Origin of the sequence: Nonomuraea thailandensis (assembly GCF_024172165.1) — a bacterium.
In the GTDB taxonomy this organism is placed as follows: Bacteria; Actinomycetota; Actinomycetes; order Streptosporangiales; family Streptosporangiaceae; genus Nonomuraea; species Nonomuraea thailandensis.
This window is the reverse complement of the sequence record NZ_JAMZEB010000002.1, coordinates 10692292-10709089: the sequence shown is the minus strand read 5'-3', so window position 1 is coordinate 10709089 and position 16798 is coordinate 10692292. Positions and strand designations below refer to the sequence as shown.

General features: G+C 72.9%; 17 protein-coding genes. 7 read left to right on the top strand and 10 right to left on the bottom strand.

Annotated elements, in window-relative coordinates; all coding sequences use genetic code 11:
• Window positions 1-51: 51 nt before the first annotated feature.
• Window positions 52-918 (bottom strand): LLM class flavin-dependent oxidoreductase, encoded by an 867-nt coding sequence (locus HD597_RS53735; protein WP_253755690.1) that lies wholly within the window; start codon window positions 916-918, stop codon window positions 52-54.
• 25 nt (window positions 919-943) lie between these two features.
• Window positions 944-1963: an aldo/keto reductase gene (locus tag HD597_RS53730; protein ID WP_253755688.1), complete on the bottom strand. Its 1020-nt coding sequence runs from the start codon at window positions 1961-1963 to the stop codon at window positions 944-946.
• Window positions 1964-2066: 103 nt separating this feature from the next.
• Here HD597_RS53730 and HD597_RS53725 point away from each other — a divergent pair, with 103 nt between their 5' ends.
• Window positions 2067-2666, top strand: a complete 600-nt coding sequence (locus tag HD597_RS53725) for a TetR/AcrR family transcriptional regulator (protein ID WP_372513601.1) — start codon at window positions 2067-2069, stop codon at window positions 2664-2666.
• Window positions 2667-2672: 6 nt separating this feature from the next.
• Here the strand turns inward: HD597_RS53725 and HD597_RS66280 are convergent, their stop codons facing one another.
• Window positions 2673-3326, bottom strand: a complete 654-nt coding sequence (locus HD597_RS66280) for a TetR/AcrR family transcriptional regulator (protein ID WP_253755684.1) — start codon at window positions 3324-3326, stop codon at window positions 2673-2675.
• 131 nt (window positions 3327-3457) lie between these two features.
• Here HD597_RS66280 and HD597_RS53715 point away from each other — a divergent pair, with 131 nt between their 5' ends.
• Entirely contained in the window at window positions 3458-4057 is a 600-nt protein-coding gene (locus HD597_RS53715) for an SRPBCC family protein (RefSeq protein WP_253755682.1), read from the top strand.
• On the opposite strand, the gene HD597_RS53710 is transcribed toward HD597_RS53715, so the two are convergent.
• Both HD597_RS53710 and HD597_RS53705 read right to left on the bottom strand, forming a co-directional pair.
• Complete coding sequence (locus HD597_RS53710; RefSeq protein ID WP_253755680.1) at window positions 4054-5883, bottom strand: serine/threonine protein kinase; 1830 nt, start codon at window positions 5881-5883, stop codon at window positions 4054-4056. The two genes, HD597_RS53715 and HD597_RS53710, sit on opposite strands and share 4 nt — an antisense overlap.
• A 23-nt stretch (window positions 5884-5906) precedes the next feature.
• Complete coding sequence (locus tag HD597_RS53705) at window positions 5907-6653, bottom strand: SDR family oxidoreductase (protein ID WP_253755678.1); 747 nt, start codon at window positions 6651-6653, stop codon at window positions 5907-5909.
• A 158-nt stretch (window positions 6654-6811) separates the two neighbouring features.
• Between HD597_RS53705 and HD597_RS53700 the strand changes: the two genes are divergently transcribed.
• The gene (locus HD597_RS53700; RefSeq protein ID WP_253755676.1) at window positions 6812-8095 is read left to right on the top strand and encodes an acyltransferase family protein; all 1284 of its coding nucleotides are present in this window, start codon (window positions 6812-6814) and stop codon (window positions 8093-8095) included.
• Here the strand turns inward: HD597_RS53700 and HD597_RS53695 are convergent.
• Together HD597_RS53695 and HD597_RS53690 are read right to left on the bottom strand one after the other, a co-directional pair.
• The gene (locus HD597_RS53695) at window positions 8085-8840 is read right to left on the bottom strand and encodes a glucose 1-dehydrogenase (protein ID WP_253755674.1); all 756 of its coding nucleotides are present in this window, start codon (window positions 8838-8840) and stop codon (window positions 8085-8087) included. The two genes, HD597_RS53700 and HD597_RS53695, sit on opposite strands and share 11 nt — an antisense overlap.
• Window positions 8841-8884: 44 nt before the next feature.
• Window positions 8885-9724 (bottom strand): helix-turn-helix transcriptional regulator, encoded by an 840-nt coding sequence (locus HD597_RS53690; RefSeq protein WP_253755672.1) that lies wholly within the window; start codon window positions 9722-9724, stop codon window positions 8885-8887.
• A gap of 138 nt (window positions 9725-9862) precedes the next feature.
• Here HD597_RS53690 and HD597_RS53685 point away from each other — a divergent pair, with 138 nt between their 5' ends.
• Window positions 9863-11089 (top strand): cytochrome P450, encoded by a 1227-nt coding sequence (locus tag HD597_RS53685; protein ID WP_253755670.1) that lies wholly within the window; start codon window positions 9863-9865, stop codon window positions 11087-11089.
• Between the two features lie 54 nt (window positions 11090-11143).
• Here HD597_RS53685 and HD597_RS53680 read toward each other — a convergent pair whose 3' ends face one another.
• On the bottom strand, window positions 11144-11977 hold the full coding sequence (locus HD597_RS53680; RefSeq protein ID WP_253755668.1) for an SAM-dependent methyltransferase: 834 nt from the start codon (window positions 11975-11977) through the stop codon (window positions 11144-11146).
• A gap of 248 nt (window positions 11978-12225) precedes the next feature.
• On the opposite strand from HD597_RS53680, the gene HD597_RS53675 reads away from it, so the two are divergent.
• Together HD597_RS53675 and HD597_RS53670 are read left to right on the top strand one after the other, a co-directional pair.
• Window positions 12226-12876, top strand: coding sequence for a TetR/AcrR family transcriptional regulator (locus tag HD597_RS53675; RefSeq protein ID WP_253755665.1), 651 nt, complete (start codon window positions 12226-12228; stop codon window positions 12874-12876).
• 31 nt (window positions 12877-12907) lie between these two features.
• Entirely contained in the window at window positions 12908-14461 is a 1554-nt protein-coding gene (locus tag HD597_RS53670) for a serine/threonine protein kinase (protein WP_253755663.1), read from the top strand.
• 579 nt (window positions 14462-15040) lie between these two features.
• On the opposite strand, the gene aroQ is transcribed toward HD597_RS53670, so the two are convergent.
• Complete coding sequence (aroQ, locus tag HD597_RS53665; protein ID WP_253755661.1) at window positions 15041-15727, bottom strand: gamma subclass chorismate mutase AroQ; 687 nt, start codon at window positions 15725-15727, stop codon at window positions 15041-15043.
• A 68-nt stretch (window positions 15728-15795) separates the two neighbouring features.
• Here aroQ and HD597_RS53660 point away from each other — a divergent pair, with 68 nt between their 5' ends.
• Complete coding sequence (locus tag HD597_RS53660) at window positions 15796-16560, top strand: MBL fold metallo-hydrolase (protein ID WP_253755659.1); 765 nt, start codon at window positions 15796-15798, stop codon at window positions 16558-16560.
• 62 nt (window positions 16561-16622) lie between these two features.
• Here HD597_RS53660 and HD597_RS53655 read toward each other — a convergent pair whose 3' ends face one another.
• Window positions 16623-16784: a hypothetical protein gene (locus tag HD597_RS53655; RefSeq protein WP_253755657.1), complete on the bottom strand. Its 162-nt coding sequence runs from the start codon at window positions 16782-16784 to the stop codon at window positions 16623-16625.
• Window positions 16785-16798 lie beyond the last annotated feature (14 nt).

The window sequence follows — 16798 nt, the reverse complement described above, 5'->3', positions numbered from 1 at the left end:
CCCGGAGGCACGGCGGGCGGCCGGCGCCGGCCGGGCACGCCGCCGGGCGCGTCATGATCTGGCGATGAGCTCGCCGGCGACCCACCGGGCGACGCCCTGGGGGAACGGCGCCGGCAGCCCGAGCACGATGTGACTGAAACCGGCGTCGAGCGACTGCGCGATGGCTTCCCGGGTGCGGGCGGGCTGCTCGTACGAGACCGGCACGTGGATCGAGCGCACGATCGAGGCGGGGTCGCGGCCGAGCTCGGCGCAGTAGCGGTCCAGCATCGTGCCGCGGCGCACGACGTCGTCGAGGTCGCCGCCGGGAACGTTCCAGACGTCGGCGTGCTCGGCGGCCACCCGCAGGGTCGAGGCGGCGCGCCCGCCGATGACGATCGGCGGATGCGGCCGCTGGACGGGCTTGGGGTTGCAGAACGCCCCGGTGACCCGCACGTGGTCGCCCTGGAAGTCGAACGGCTCGGTCTCGGTCCACAACCGCCTGATCACCGTGCAGGCCTCGGCGAGGGCGGCGACGGCGTGGGCGGCGTCGTGGTACGGCAGGCCGTGCGCGTCGTACTCGCGGCGGGCCAGCGGGTGGCCCGGCCGGGAGCCGGCGCCGATGCCGAAGTCGAGCCGTCCGCCGGAGACGCTGTCGACGGTCGCGGCGATCTTGGCGAGCATCGCGGGCGGCCGGAAGCGGTTGCTGGTCACGAGCACGCCGACGCGCAGCCGGCGGGTCTGCGCGGCCAGGGCCGACAGCAGCGTCCAGCCCTCGTGGGTGGGGCCGTCCGGGTCGCCGTGGATGGGCATGAGGTGATCGAACAGCCACGCGTGCTCGATCTCGGGAATCGTGTCGGCCTCGCGCCAGACCCGCAGGACGTCCTGGTAGTCGACCTGCGAGGGGGCGGTCATGATGCCGAAGCCGGGGTCGTGCGGCATGGGCCTGGTCCTTCCGGTGCGAGGCTCAGCGGCGGCGCAGCGCTGCGTCGAGCAGGGCGGGCGGGGTGTCGAAGTTCTCGTGCGGGGCCAGGTCGACGCCGGGTGCGACGATCTCGTCGATGGCGTCGAGGACGTCGGCGGGCAGCACCGTGTCCGCGGCGGCGAGCTGGGAGCGCAGGTGCCCCAGGGTGCGGGGGCCGATGAGCGCGCTGGTCACGGCCGGGTGGGCGGTGACGAAGCCGAGGGCGAGCTGGATCATCGTCAGCCCGGCCGCCTCGGCCACCTTCGCCAGCCGCTCGACCGCGTCGAGCCTGACGCGGTTGAGCGGGATGGACAGGTCGAAGCGCTCGGGCATGAAAGCCGAGCGGTGGGTGGCGATCTGCCTGCCCTCGCGGACCGCGCCGGTCAGCCAGCCCGAGGCCAGCGGGCTCCACGCCAGCACCCCGAGGCCGTACTGCTCGGCGACGGGCAGGACGTGGGCCTCGATCCCGCGTTGCAGGATCGAGTAGCTGGGCTGCTCGGTGACGTACCGGCCGAGGTGGTGCTCCTTGGCGGCCCACTGGGCCTGCACGATGCGGTAGGCGGGGAAGGTGGAGGAGCCGAAGTAGCGGATCTTGCCGGCGCGTTGCAGGTCGGTCAGGGCCGACAGCGTCTCCTCGTCCGCGGTCGCCGGGTCCCAGCGGTGGAGCTGGTAGAGGTCGACGTGGTCGACGCCGAGGCGGCGCAGGCTGTTGTCGAGCTCGGTGAGCAGCCAGCGGCGGGAGCCGCCCTGGTGGTTGCGGTCCTGGCCCATCGGCAGGCCGGCCTTGGTCGCCAGCACGACGTCGTCGCGACGGCCGGCGATGGCCTTGCCGACCATCTCCTCCGACTCGCCCGCGCCGTACATGTCGGCGGTGTCGATGAGGTTGATCCCGGCCTCGAGGGCGGCGTCGACGATGGCGGTGGCCTCGTCCTGGGTGGTGCGGCCGATGGCGCCGAAGTTCATCGCGCCGAGCGCGAGGGAGCTGACCTGGACGCCGGTACGGCCCAGGGTGCGGTACTGCATGACGGTGTTTCCCCCTGATCTGGCATCATGGATAAGCGGAACGAGGTTCCGGTAGCAGCCACGATAAGGAACCGTGTTCCGTTTAGCAAGTCCGGAGTGGAGGATGCGGCGCATGAACGACAACGACGGGGGCGCGGGGCGGGCGGCTCCGCGCAAGCGGGCGGACGCCCGGCGCAACGAGCGGACACTGCTCGACGCCGCCGCGGCCGTCTTCGTGACCTCAGGCGTCGAGGCGCCGATCCGCGACATCGCGGCCAGGGCGGGCGTCGGGGTGGCCACGATCTACCGCCACTTCCCGACCCGGGCGGATCTCATCATCGCCGTCTACCGGCACCAGATCGAGGCCTGCGCCGAGGCAGGGCCCGTCCTGCTGGAGAGCGGCCCGACCCCGCACGCGGCGCTGGGGCGGTGGATCAACCTGTTCGTCGACTTCCTGGTCACCAAGCACGGGCTCGCCGCCGTGCTGCAGTCGGACGAGGCCGGCTTCCAGCAGTTGCACGCCTACTTCCTCGACCGGCTGCTGCCCGTGTGCGCCCGGCTCGTGGCCGCCGCGGCCGACGCCGGCGAGATCCGCCCGGACCTGGAGGCGTACGAGCTCATGCGCGGCGTCGGGAACCTGTGCATCGGCGCGGACAACGATCCCCGCTACGACGCGCGCCGCCTGGTCGGCCTGCTCATCGACGGCCTGCGCCTCACCCGCTAGCCGGAATCACGTTTCGGAACTCAGCAGCTCTCGCAGCTCGGACTCGAAGAACAGCGCGGCGTCGAAGCGCATCCCGGTGAAGTGGCCGGCGAGCTCCAGCGACAGCACGCCGTGCATGCGGGTCCAGAAGGTCAGGGCGCGGCGCAGGACCGCGGGCGGGGCGGGATGCTCTCCCGCCCACTGCCGGCGCTCTTCGAGGTGCCCGTCGAACGGCGTCGCCGTGCCGTCCGGGGGCAGCGCGGCGCAGGCGTCGAGCAGGGTCGTCATGATCTCGTCGGCGATGAGGGTGACGTCGTCGGGCGCGCGGTAGCCGGGCACCGGCGTGCCGTAGATGAGGAAGTAACGCTGCGGGTCCTCCAGGGCCCAGCCGCGCAGGGCGTGCGCCAGCGCGGCCAGGTCGGGGCCGGCGCCGGCGGCTGTGCGGAAGGTGTCGGCGAGGCTGCGGTAGGCGTCGGTGATGAGCTCGGTGAGCAGGTCGTCGCGGCCCGCGAAGTACCGGTAGAGCGCGGGGCCGCTCATGCCCATGCGCTTGGCGATCGCGTTGAGGGAGAGCGCCGACGCACCGGCCGAGGCGATCTGCTCCCAGGCGTGCTGCTTGATCTCGCCGCGCACCTGGGTGCGGTAACGCTCGCGCGGGGCCTTCGCATCGGTGTCCGCCACGCCCCTCACCCCTCCACACCGCTACGGCTTCAAGCGTTGGTTAGAACCTATCACGCTTCAGCTTGACCATCCCGCTCATGCCGTTATACCTTCTAACTGTCGCAAGATCCTCTAACTCGCAGGAGAACACCATGTCGAACGCCCGAGTGCGCACCGCCGCGGTCACGGTCTCGCTCGCCGTCGCCGGCCTGCTCGCCGGCACGGTCACGCCCGCGCAGGCCACCACCGCTCCCCAGCAGTGCCGCGGTCAGGGCGTGGACCCCGGCGCCCGCATCCGCTACCAGTCCGACATCGTGATCAAGGCGCCGCTGAGCAAGGTCTTCAAGCTGCAGACCGACGTCGAACGCTGGACGGAGTGGCAGTCCCCCGTCCTGACCGCGAAGCGGCTCGACCACGGCGCCCTGCGCACGGGCTCGCGGTTCCGCTGGACCACTCCGGCGCCCGCCACGCCCACGACCCCCGAAACCACCCTGGAGATCACCTCCACCGTCCGGCAGCTCGATCGCGGCTCGTGCATCCTGTGGACCGGGCCCGCGATCGGCAAGGGGCTGCGCATCGACGAGGGGATCCACCTGTGGACCTTCACCAAGGTGAAGGGCGGCGTCCGCGTGCACACCGCGGAGACCTGGACGGGCGCGCAGGTCGAGGCCGACATCCCCACCGCGACCGCGGTGCTCGGCGCGGGCCTCGAAGCATGGCTGCGCGAGCTGAAGGCCGCCGCCGAGGCCTAACCGGCGGGCTTGGCGATCCTCTCGCTCGCCCGCCAGCCGCGGTAGGTGGTCGTGAAGACCGACTCGTAGACGCCGCTGCCGCTCACCGGGACCTTCCAGGTGAGGACGAACCTCGTCGGCCGGTTGCCCGCGTCCGTCGTGAGCCGGTAGCTGAGGTAGGAGGAGCCGCTGGCCTCGCTCACGTCCGCGCCCAGCCAGGAGTCGAGCAGCCGGCGCAACCGGCCGCCGGTCTCGCCCGCGGGCAGGACGCCGGTGTAGGTACGGCCGTCGGCGCGGAGGTCGGCGGTGTTCAGCACGACCTGCTGGATGACGGACGGGCCCGCCATGCCGGCGACCATGAGCGCGTACCAGTCCACGTCCTCCGGCTTCTGGTCCTCCAGGCGCATGGCGGCGGCCCCCGGCCGGTCGCGGTAGAACAGCCCGTCCGTGACGACGTAGCGGCCGGTGGGCTCCTCGGCCGGATCGACCGCCATCGCGAAGTCGTCCTCCGTCCTGGAGTCGCCGCTCAGCAGGCGGCCTCTCGCCTCGGCGGCGGCGCTGCTCTGGGTGAAACCGCCCTCGAAGGTGAAGTCGGCGGTGGGCGTCACGCCGAGCGACAGGTCGAGCGCGGCGGCCAGGGCGCCCGCCGTGCTGGGGGCGGGGGCCGGGCGGCTCGCGCTCGGCGTGGCCGGCGAAGCGGACGGCGTGGCCGATGGCGAGCCGATCGCCGAACCGGTGGAGGGTGCGCCGGCCCTCGCGTCCGAGGGCGGTGCGGCGGACGTGCCGGTCTCCGCGTCCGAGGGGAGGTTGAGCAGGATCGCCGCCGTGCAGGCGAGAGCCGTCACCGCGGCGACGACCGGCGAGAGCCGCCGTAAGCGGCCTCGTGGTGACGGGGTCTCCCGCGGCCAGGCGGCGGCGTCCCGCGCGGGCACGGACCAGACGCGCTCCAGGCGGGCCGTGACGTCGGCCGCGGGGTTCCACGTGGCGGCCGCGGCCTCGCCGTGCCGGTCGCGCCAGGCGCGGGCGACCACCGCGAGCACCTGGTCCATCGCGGGGCGCGTGCCGGGCGTCTTGGCCAGGGCCGCGTCGATCGCCGGCCGCAGCTCGTGCGGCACCGCGCTCGTGTCGACGGCCTCGTTCATGACGCGGTAGGAGAGGACCTCGGGCCGGCCCACCCCGTACGGGAGCCTGCCGGTCGCCGCGAAGACGACGACCAGCGCCCAGCCGTACACGTCGGCGGCGGGGCCGGTCGGGCCGCCCGCGTACTCCTCCGGGCTCACCCAGCCGGGAGAGCCGATCACGAGACCGGTGCCGGTCAGGGACGTGCCGTCGAGCGCGCGGGCGATCCCGAAGTCCACCAGCCTCGGGCCGGCGGGTGACACCATCACGTTGGCGGCCTTGAGATCCCGGTGCACGACCTGCGCGGCGTGCACGGCGACCAGGGCCTCCGCGAGCCCGGCGGCGAGCCCGAACAGCTCGTCACCGGCCAGCGGCCCGTGCGCCCTGACATGCTCGTCCAGGGTGCGCCCGTCGATGTACTCCGTCGCCAGCCACGGCTGCTCGGCCTCGGCGTCGGCCGCGAGGATCCGTACGCAGCAGGCGCCCCGGACCCGGCGCAACATCGCCACCTCGCGCCGGAACCTGACCCTGAACTCGGGATCGGCGGCGTAGGTGTGGTGGATCAGCTTGACCGCGGCCCGCTGCCCGGCGGCGTCCACACCCGCGTACACGACGCCCATGCCGCCGGCCCCGAGCCGGCCGGCGATCCGGTACGGCCCCACCTTCGCCGGATCCTGCGGGCGGATGCTCACGAGGCCCCACTTCGACTGGGTGTCAGTGATCGCCAAGTGATTATGCCAGCCTGCCGCGGTCAGGGCCTGTCGGCGGACCAGTCCTGGAAGCGGATCCGGCCGAGGGCGGCGCCCTCGCCCGGCACCAGCGCCCGCTCGCTCACCTCGGTCCCGAAGTAGCGCGCGTGCGGATCGGTGACCACCTCGCGCGGGTCTCCGGAGGCGGCCAGCGCCTCGCGGAAGAACTCGTCCATCCGGTACTGCTCGGGCCCGGCCACCTCGACCCCGCCGTTGAGCGGCGTCCCCACCGCGACCCGGCCGACCGCCTCGGCCACGTCGTCGCCCGCGATGGGCTGGAACAGGACCGGCGCGATGCATACCTGGCCGTCCTGGGCGGACTCGTCGGCGATGCCGCGGACGAACTCGAAGAACTGCGTGGCGTGCACGATCGAGAACGGGATGCCCGACTTCTCGATGAGCTGCTCCTGCACCCGCTTCGCCGCGAAATAGTCGTTGGTGGGCGTGCGCCCCGTGCCCACCACCGACAGCGCGACGTGATGGCCGACGCCCTCCGCCGCCTCGGCCGTGAGCAGGTTGCCGGTGGAGGTCTCGAAGAACCTCAGCACCTCGGCGGCCTCGAAGGACGGCGAGTTCGACACGTCGACCACCACCTGCGTGCCCGCCAGCGCCTCGGCCAGCCCCTCTCCCGTGAGGGTGTTCACGCCGGTCCTCGGCGAGGCCGGCACCGCCTCGTGCCCCTGCTCCTCCAGCCAGGCCACCAGTTTCGAGCCGATCAGCCCGGTCCCACCGATCACCACGATCTTCATGACGACACCTCCCCCTCACTACGGAGGTTAGGCAGGGCGACAGGGTCGGGACATCCCGCGGAAAGGAATATTCACCATAGGTTTCGTGCAAGACAAGAAGCCGCCTGACCTGGACTTGTTCTGAGCATTCGCTCAGGTTGACCCCCTAACGTGACCGGGTGTCTATCAACCTGGCAGCCCTGAAGGGCGACGGCGGGCCGCGGGACGGCGTCCGTACGCAGCCGCCTCCGCCGTCGCGCAGGCAGACCTGGCTGGACGCCCTGCGCGGCCTGGCCGTGCTCGCCGTGCTCTTCGAGCACCTGCTCGACCCCCTCTTCCCCGAGGTCCGCGCGACCGTCAGCCCGTGGTTCGACTTCGGGCAGTACGGCGTCATGGTGTTCTTCCTGGTCAGCGGCTATGTGGTGCCGGCCTCGCTGGAGCGGCGCGGCAGCGTCACCGGGTTCTGGATCGGCCGGGCGTTCCGCCTCTACCCCCTGCTGATCGTCGCGGCGGCGGCCGGGACCGGGTTCGGCCTCCTGCGGGTGTACTCGGAGCTGCCCGCCCAGCTCGGCGAGCAACCGGCCGTGGCCGGCCTGGCCCACCTGACCATGTTGCAGGACTTCCTCCAGGTGGTCAGCGTCGTCAACGTGTTCTGGACGCTCTCCTACGAGATGGTGTTCTACCTGCTGGTGACGGCGATCTTCGTCGTCGCGCCGCGCCGGCCGCGCACCACCGGCACCCTCGTCGTGCTGATGGCGGCCGTGCTCGCGGGCGGGCTGCTGCCGGCCGGCGCGGTGTCGCGGGGCCTCGGGGTCGGCACCGTCGTGCTGGTGGTGACCGCCGTCCTGGTGGCCGGGCTCGCCGCGGTCCTCAGCGGCGGCCACCGCGTACGCCTGTGCGGCGCCGCCGCCCTGGCCGTGCTCGCCGTCGTGCTGCTCGGCGCCAACAGCCGGATCGGGGCCTGGCAAAGCCTGGCCATCGTGGCCACCATGTTCGCCGGGACCGCGCTGCGCCGGCTGGACCAGGGGCAGCTCCACCGAGGCGCGAGGTGGGCGGTGGGGCTGGTGCCCGTCGTGTGCGTCGGGGCCGCGCTCTGGTTCGGCCCCGGCTGGGGGATGTCCGACGAGCGGGCGCTGGCGTTCCGGTGGAGCTGGTCGGCGGCCGTGGCGGCGGCCTGGCTGACCTTCGCGGCCTTCCGCCTGCTGCGGCGGCCGTCCGCCCTCCTGGTACGGCTCGGGCTGATCAGCTACTCCGTCTACCTGCTGCATCCCCTGGCGGTGCAGGTGCTGCGGCGGCTGGTGCCGTACCCGGGCGAGGTCTCACCGGCCGGGCGGGTCACCTGGTCGCTGGTGCTGGGGGCCGTGGTCGTCGCCGTGGCCACCCTGGCCTACCGGTTCGTCGAGCTGCCCGCCCAGGAGCTGGGCCGCCGCGTGATCCGCGCGCGGGCGAGGGTCAGCCCGTGAGCCCGGAGGCGGTGGCGACCAGGCCGCCGTCGATGACCAGGTCCTGCCCGTTGACGTAGGAGGCCTCGTCCGAGGCGAGGAAGGCGACCGCGCCCGCCACGTCCTCGGCGGTGCCCAGGCGACCTGCGGGCACCGCGGCGAGCACGGCGGCCTCGGCCTCTGCGGAGATGTTGTCGTGGAACATCGGGGTCTCGATGTAGCCGGGGCTGACCGAGTTGACCCGGATGCCCCTGGGCGCCAGGTCGGCCGCGAGCGTGTGCGCCAGGTTGTGCACCGCCGCCTTGGTCGCCGCGTAGATCGAGGCGCCGGGCAGGCCGCGGTGCAGCGTCCACGAGGCGTTGATCACGATCGCGGCGCCGTCGGCGAGCAGCGGCAGCGTCTTGTGGACGGTGAAGAACACCCCCTTGAAGTTGATGTTCACGACGCGGTCGAACTCGGCCTCGGTGACCTCGCCGAACGAGGCGACGCCCGCGTTGGCGAACACCACGTCCAGCCGCCCGTACCGGTCGCGGATCGCGGCGGTCAGCGTGTCCAGCCCGGCCAGGTCCGCCACGTCGCCCTGGACGGCGAGCACGCGGTCACCGCCGCCCAGGTCGTCCAGCGCGGTGTCCAGGCGGGCCTTGTCCCTGCCGGTGATGACCACCTGCGCGCCCTCGGCGAGCAACCTGCGGGCGGCGGCCAGGCCCATGCCGCTCGTGCCGCCGGTGATGAGCGCGATCTTGCCGTCGAAACGTGTCTTCGTCATGGCACCCAGCCTGCCGACCGGCTCGCGGGCGAAACAGTGCGTGCTCAGCCTGGGTCCGACACCACCACCTTGGACAGGCGCTCCTCGGTCCCGGGCCGCGGGTTGTACAGCTCCAGGTGCCAGTCGGGCCGGTCGGCCACGGTCAGGGTCGTCATCTCGAAGAACAGGTCGCCCGCCGCGGGGTGGCGCACCGCCTTCACCGCCTGGACGGCGGCGCCCACCTCGTGGCGGGCCCAGAGCTCGGCGAACTCGGGGCTCACCGCGCCGAGGTCGGCCACCAGCCGGTCGAACTCGGGATCGCCGGGCGCGTGCCCCGCGTCGGCGCGGAAGGCGGCGACCACGGCGGGCGCGACCGCGTCCCACTGCACGTGCATGCCTCGGTAGCGGGCGTTGGTGAAGAACGAGACCAGGCAGTTGTGATCGGTGTCGTCGTAGCCGAACACCGCCCGCGTCCCCTCGTTGATCGCCAGCAGGTTCCAGCGGCTGTCCCGCAGGATCGCCGGTCGCGGCGCCCACGCGTCGAGCAGCCGCCGCAGCTCCGGGGTGACCTCGGCGCGGGGCCCGCCGCCGGGACGCGGCGGGTTGAGGCCGGCCAGCAGGTACAGGTGGGCGCGCTCCGGCTCGGTCAGCCGCAGGGCCCGGCCGATCGCGTCGAGCACCTCGGCCGAGACGTTGATGTCGCGGCCCTGCTCCAGCCACGTGTACCAGGACACGCCGACCCCGGCCAGCACGGCCACCTCCTCGCGCCGCAGCCCCGGGGTCCTGCGCCGGCCCGCGTCCGCCATGCCGACGTCGCCGGGGGTGAGCCGCGCCCGGCAGGCGCGCAGGAAGTCGCGGAGCTGCTCGCGGCGGTGCCGCCGGGCCTCGGGGGTCTCGCTGGTCATACGCCACGGTAACCGGCGCCGGGTTATAGTCAGGGCAATTGCCATCTTCCGGACTTTCAAGCTGTTCAGGCTTCCCGACCTCCAAGCTGTTCAGGCTTCCCGGCTTCCGTTCCGGGCTTCCAGGCGAAGGTGATGGGCATGTCGCTGGGTGACCTGTACGAACCGCTCCACGAGCACCACGCCGATCCCTACCCCTTCTACGCGCGGGCCCGCCGGGAGGAGCCGCTGTTCTACTCCCCGGTGATGGGGGCCTGGGTGGTGACGAAGATGGCCGACGTACGCCGGATCCTGCGTGACGGCAGCCGGTTCTCCTCGGCCAACACCCTGCGGCCGTACGCGCCGTTCCCTCCGGCGCTCATCGCGGAGCTGGAGAAGGGCTTTCCCAACCGGGGCTCGTACATCACGATGGACGGCGAGGAGCACCGGCGGCGGCGGGCGCCCGCGGCCGCGGCGCTCACCCCCGAACGGGTCGCCGCGATCGAGCCGTACGTCACCGAACGCGCCTCCCAGCTCATCGACGGCTTCGCCAAGGACGGCGGCGTCGAGTTCATGGCCGGGTACGCCAACCGGCTGCCCGTGGACGTGATCGCCAGGCTCGTCGGGTTCGCGGAGGAGGACAGCACGGCGTTCGGGGACGACAGCCGGGCCGCGGCGGCCGTCTCGATGGGGCACCGGTTCGCCTCCGAGGAGGAGCAGCTCGCGTGCGCCCGGGCGTGGGTGCGCTTCCAGCGGCTCATCGAGCGGTACGTGAACGAGCGCCGCGCCGCGCCCCGCGACGACGTGATCAGCTCCTACCTGGCCGCGTTCGCCCCGGGCGACGGGCCGCTGTCCTTCGAGGAGATGGCCGAGCTGGTCGGCCTGGTCCTGGGCGTCGCCCTGCCGGGTCACATCACCACCTCGGCGCTGCTCGGCAACGGCCTGCTCCAGCTCCTCTCCCGGCCGGACCAGTGGCGGCTGCTGTGCGAGCGGCCCGACCTCGCGCCGAACGCCGCCGAGGAGATCGCCCGCTACGACACCCCGACGCACATCTTCCTGCGGGTGTCGACCGCCGACGCCGAGGTCGGGGGGCGGGAATTCCCCGCGGGCACCGAGTTCGCCCTCTGCCTGGCCTCCGCCAACCGGGACGAGGACGCCTTCGAGCGGGCCGAGACGTTCGACATCACCCGGCCCCCGCACGCCAACGTGGTCTTCGGGCAGGGCCCCCACTACTGCCCCGGGGCCGGCCTGGCGCGCCGGCAGGCCGAGATCTCGCTGCGCCTGCTCGCCGAGCGCCTGCCCGGGCTGCGGCTCGTGCCGGACCAGCGGATCGAGTACCGCGGCACGCTCGACCACCGGGGGCCGCTCGCGTTGCGGCTCGAATGGTGAGCCCCGCGGGTCAGGACCCGCGACTGATGAGCCCGCGTGGTCAGGGCTCGCGGGTCAGGGCTTGCGGCCCACGCCGCCCGCGATGCAGTTGCCGGCCAGGTCGAGAGGCTGCCTGACGGGCTCGTCCGGACGCCACTCCGGCAGGTGCACCACGCCCGGCTCGACCAGGTCGAGGCCGTCGAAGAAGCGGGTGATCTCCTTCAGGTCGCGGGCCCTGCCGGTGCCCAGCATCGACAGCAGGACCCCTTCCAGCGCCCGCACCTCGGGCGCGCACGAGCAGAAGTGCGTGAGCTGGAGGTAGCTGCCGGAGGCCAGGCGGGACTTGTAGGTGTCCACCAGCTCCGCCGGGCCTTCGTCGTCGCCGAGGTGGTGCACCACAGCCACCAGCAGCAGGCCGATCGGGCGGGAGAAGTCCAGGAAGCCGCGCACCTTCGGGTGCTCGAAGATGGCCTCGGGCTCGCGCATGTCGGCGGTGATGACCCGGGTGTTGTCGTTGGTCTGCAGCAGCGCCCGGGCGTGGGCCAGCACGATGGGATCGTTGTCGACGTAGACGACGCGGGCGTCCGGGTTGATGCGCTGGGCGACGGAGTGGGTGTTGTCCATCGTGGGCAGGCCGGAGCCGACATCGAGGAACTGGTCGATGCCCTGCTCCGTCATGAACTTCACGCCCCTGAACAACATCGCGCGGTTGTTGCGCGCGCCGCCGCCGCCGTCGGGGAAGTGCTTCATGCCCTCCGTCGCGATGGCCCGGTCGACCGCGAAGTTGTCCTTGCCGCCCAGGAACGCGTCGTAGACGCGGGCGATGCTGGGTTTGCTGGTGTCGATCTCCGGAGGCAGGTAATCAGGGTCCTGATGGGTCCAGATCCGCTCGGGGGACGCCTCGCTCATGGTCACCTTCCGCCGTGGCCCAGTGATCGGCATCGATGCGTGCCGCGAGCATAGCGGGCATGTCTCTCATGCCACAGCTTCACGTGAAACTTTCACTCAGGCGGGCCGAGCGCTGCGGTGGTGGCGCGGCCGGCGCTCCCGCGCGGGGGCGCCGGGTGGGTGGCCGGTCCAGCGGCGGGGCTCCTGACTCCTTGCGCGAGGGCTGATCATTCTTCTAAGTTAGGCACCGTAACTTAGGGGGCTCACCCATGAAGACCGGCGGGCGCACGGCCAGCTTCACGCTTGGTGACGTGGTCGAGGCCGGCACCCGCATCGGCCTCGACCAGCTCAGCATGCAGGGCGTCGCCGACGCGCTCGGCGTCACCACCGCGGCGCTCTACCGCCACGTGACCGGCCGGTCGGAGCTGGAGCGGCTGGTCGGCGAGGCGATCCTGGGCAAGCTGACGCTGGTCGACGACCCCGCCGAGCCCACCGCCGCGCACCTCGCCGGCTTCGCCGTGCAGTTGCGGCGCTTCACGCTCAGCCACCCCGGGACGGCCGAGTACATGCAGCGGCTGTTCCCGCGCGGGCCGTCCGGCCTGCGGCTGCTGGAGCACCAGATCATCGCCCTGGGCCGGCGCGGATACGAGCCTGCCGCCGCCGTCGCGCTCTCCTCCGCGATGGCCACCATGGCCATCGGCGCCAGCGTGGCCGAGCAGTGGCGGACGAGCCTGCTCGGCACCCCGGCCGTCGACGAGGCCATGAGGGTGATGGCCGGCTCGGAGCTCCTGCGGCGGGCCACCGCCGGCATCCCCGCGCACACCCAGGAGGACTTCTTCGTGTTCATGATGTCCGCGGCCGCCGAGGGGCTGGTCGCCCACCTCCCGCCGGGCCGGCCGATCCCCGGCGTACCGTCCTGAGCCCCGCCGAGCACGACGTCGAGGAGAACCCGTGCCCGAGCCCATGAGCCTGCTCCCCGAAGACCCCGTCGAGGTCGGCCCGTACCGCCTGGAGGGCCGGCTCGGGTCGGGCGGGCAGGGCGTGGTCTACACGGGCCGCGGCCCTGGCGGCGTGCTCGTCGCGGTCAAGCTGCTGCACTCGCATCTCATCGCCGACGACGCGGCCAGGATCCGGTTCCTGCGGGAGGTGCAGACGGCCAAGCGGGTGGCGCCGTTCTGCACGGCGCAGCTGCTCGACTCCGGGTTCGTGGGGGCCCGGCCGTACATCGTCAGTGAGTACGTGCACGGGCCCTCGCTGCAGGACTCGGTCAGGGAGAGCGGGCCGCGCGGCGCGGCGGCGCTGCAGCGGCTGGCGATCAACACCGCGACGGCGCTGGCCGCGATCCACGCGGCCGGGGTGGTGCACAGGGACTTCAAGCCGGGCAACGTGCTGCTGGGGCCCGACGGGCCCGTGGTGATCGACTTCGGCATCGCCAAGGCCCTGGACGTGAGCCAGTCGGTGGCCAGCAGCCAGCCCATCGGGAGCCCCGCGTACATGGCGCCCGAGCAGATCGCCGACGAGGACGTGGGGCCGGCCGCCGACCTGTTCGCCTGGGCCGCGACCATGTACTACGCGGCCACCGGGCGGCGGGCCTTCCCCGGCGACTCCATCCCCGCGGCCCTGCATTCGGTGCTGAACAGCGAGCCGGATCTGGGCGGGGTGGACGGGCGGCTGCGGCGGCTGCTGGAGGAGTGCCTGGCCAAGGACCAGACGCGGCGGCCCACCGCGGCCCAGGTGGTCGAGCGCCTGCGCGCCCTGCCCACCCCGACCTGGCAGGCCGCCGCCGACGGCCCCGTGGGAGGCGCCTTCGCCGGACACTCCACGAACGGGCACGTCGCCACCCAGGAGGCCCTCGCCGGGAGGCCCGCTCGCCGTCGTATGTTCGCCGTCGCCTCGGCGAGTGCGGCCATGATCGTCGCCGCCGGTGTGGGCATCGGCGTGTACGCCCTGGCGCCCGCCACCGCCCAGCGGCAGGCGGCCCTGGCGCCGGCCACCTCGGTCCCGCCGTCGGCTCCGGCGTCCACCCCCTCGCCCGCGCCCACCGCGTACGAGCTGCTCGCCACGACGAGGCCCGGCAAGGCGACGACCGGCCCCGCGCAGGCGTCCCCGGTGAAGACGCCCCGCAAGTCGGCGACCCCCACCCGCGACCAGGACTCGACGCCGGGCACCAGCCCCACCACCCCGACCAGGAAACCTCGGACGACGCCCAAGCCCACCGCCAGCAGGTCGCCCGCGAGCAAGAGCACCACCGGCCCGCCGTCCTCCCCCAAGCCGTCGCTCCAGCCCAGCACGGGCACGGTCACGTGGAACGACGTCGGCGCGTACTGCAAGGCGCAGGGGCACACGATGACGTACGGCGCCAGTTGGGCCACCCTGAAGTGCGCGGACGGCACGGAGGTCACGGTGTCGGCGGTGTGCGCGTGGAAGTACCCGGGCTACGCGAACGCCGTGGGTGTGCCGCCGGAGCAGGCGTGGTACCCCTCGGCCACCTGCAACCTCTCCTGACTTGCGCACCGAGTCCATCAGGCCCGTTTAGTCCGGTTCTGGTGCGGTAGGGGGCGCTCGTTGGCGGAACGTGTAACGAGGCGGTCCACATCCGAGCGGCCGCCCGGCGCCACAGCAGGAGGTGACGATCATCCTCGCGGCATTGGCCATCCCGGTGGCGGCACTGATCGGTCTGATGCTCATGCAACTGCTGGAGGACGCGCTGCTGCCTCCTCTCGCCGGCTCCCGAAAACCCGACGCCACCGAACCGGTCCCCACCGGACCGGCCCCCGCTCAGCCGGCCCTCACCGCAACGGCACTCGCTGAGCCCGCACCCGCACCCGCTGAGCCCGCACCCGCACTCGCCCAGCCGGCGCTCGCCGAGCCCGTACCCACCGCAGAGCTCGCGGACGCGGAGCCCGCACCAGTCGCTGAGCCGGCGCCCGTCGCGGCTTCCACGGCCGTGGTCATCCCGCTGCCCGTGCCGACGCGCCCCTACGCCTCCGGTCGCGGGCGCCCGGCCACCCGAAGGCCGCCGAGCTGTGCGCGGGTCGCCGCGAGCGGGACAGGGCCGTGGTGTTCCGCGCCCCGGACCCGGCATCAGGTGACGCGCTCGGCCTGACCGGGAGAGCAGAGCGGGGCGAGGGCCGCGTCGAGGGCGTCGCGGTGCAGCCGGTCGAGGACGGTACGCGTCCCGACGGCGAGCAGCGCCGCGGCCAGCCCGGCCCGGCAACGGCCGGCGGACGCGCGTACCGGCTCGGTCTGCTTGAGCAGGCGCAGCAGCGGCGGCGTGAGCCGGTCGAGCCGCGGGCGCACTTCGGCCGCCAGGTCGGGGCGCCGCCCGGGACGCAGCTCCGGATGCGCCCGCCAGCGCGCGTGCAGCCCGCGCTGGACCATCTTGCCCGCCTCGATCTGCGCCCGGAAGAACCGCACCCCGGCCTCCGGCGCCAGCCCGGCCCGGGCCGCCAGGTCGGCGACCGCGCCGAGCAGGCGCCGCTCGCGTACGGGATCGGTGATCGGGCGACCGTCGCCGAGCTTGGCCGCCGCCACCTCATCGGCCAGCAGCAGCCGCCGCACGGTCAGCTCCACCAGCGCCGCCAAGCCGACCCGATCGCCAGGATCCGGCGCGACCACGACCACATCCCCAGCACGGTCGGCGTGCGCGTCGGCGTGTGCGGCGTGGGCGCCGGCGTAGGCGGCGCGGTCGGCGTGTGCGGCCTGGGCGGCGGCGGGGTCGAGCAGCACCATGGCCACCGCCAGTGACGCGGACCTCACCACAACGGTCATGATTCTCCCACCCCTAGAACAACTACTCTGTGTAATATATCCGTCACATTAAGCTATAGGGGTTGGAAATGCGGATTCACTTCGTCGGCACCGGATCCATCTTCCACGACCGCATGAGCGCCTCCGCGCTGCTGGACCACAGGCTCCTCATCGACACACCGAACGGCTCCGTCAAGGCGATGCGCCGCTCGCGGATCGACCTGACCGCGATCGACCTCTGCCTCATCACCCATTTCCACGCCGACCACTTCTTCGACGTCATCTTCCTGCTCATGGAGCAGGGCCTGCTGCGCAAGCGGGAGCGCGAGCTGGTCCTCATCGGCCCGACCGGGTTCGCCGAGCGCGTGGCCCACCTGTTCGAGATCAGCTATCCGGGCGTCTGGGAGCAGGTGCGGCCCAACCTCCACCCGCGTTTCGTCGAGTTCGGCCAGGAGGGCGGGGAGTGGTCCGGGGAGGGTTACCGCATCCGGGCCCTGCCCGTGGAGCACACCACCCCGATCGCGCTCGGTTACTCCGTCACCGACACCGCCGGCGCCGTCTTCGGCTACACCGGCGACACCGTCCTGTGCCCCTCGGTCGAGCGGCTCGCCCGCACGAGCTCCGCCCTCGCGCTGGACGCGTCCTTCCTCACCTCGAAGGCCGGGCACATGGGCCTGGACGACGTGGAGCGGATCGCCGACGACCACCCCGGCCTCACGCTCTTCCCCACGCACCTGGGCGAGGAGGTCACGGGCTCCGACCGGCCGAACATCGTCTTCCCCGAGGACGGCCAGACCTTCGAGCTCGACCCCGGCGGCACGGTCTCCCCGGTCTCCGCCCCGCGGTCCGGCTGACATGCGAGACGGCGGCCCGCCCGCACGTGGGCGAAGGCCGCCGCCTTCCGGACCGTGATCGGCTAGATCGACATGGCCGATCCGCCGGACAGCTGCGACAGGTTCGCCCTCAGGCGCTCGGCCCGGTCGCGGATGTCCTGCGGCACGTCCTGACGGTCGACGGCCTGCTGGAGAAAGTCGTTGATCGAGCTCACGACATTCTGGATGCCATCGTTCTGAGCCATCTTTGCCCCCACCT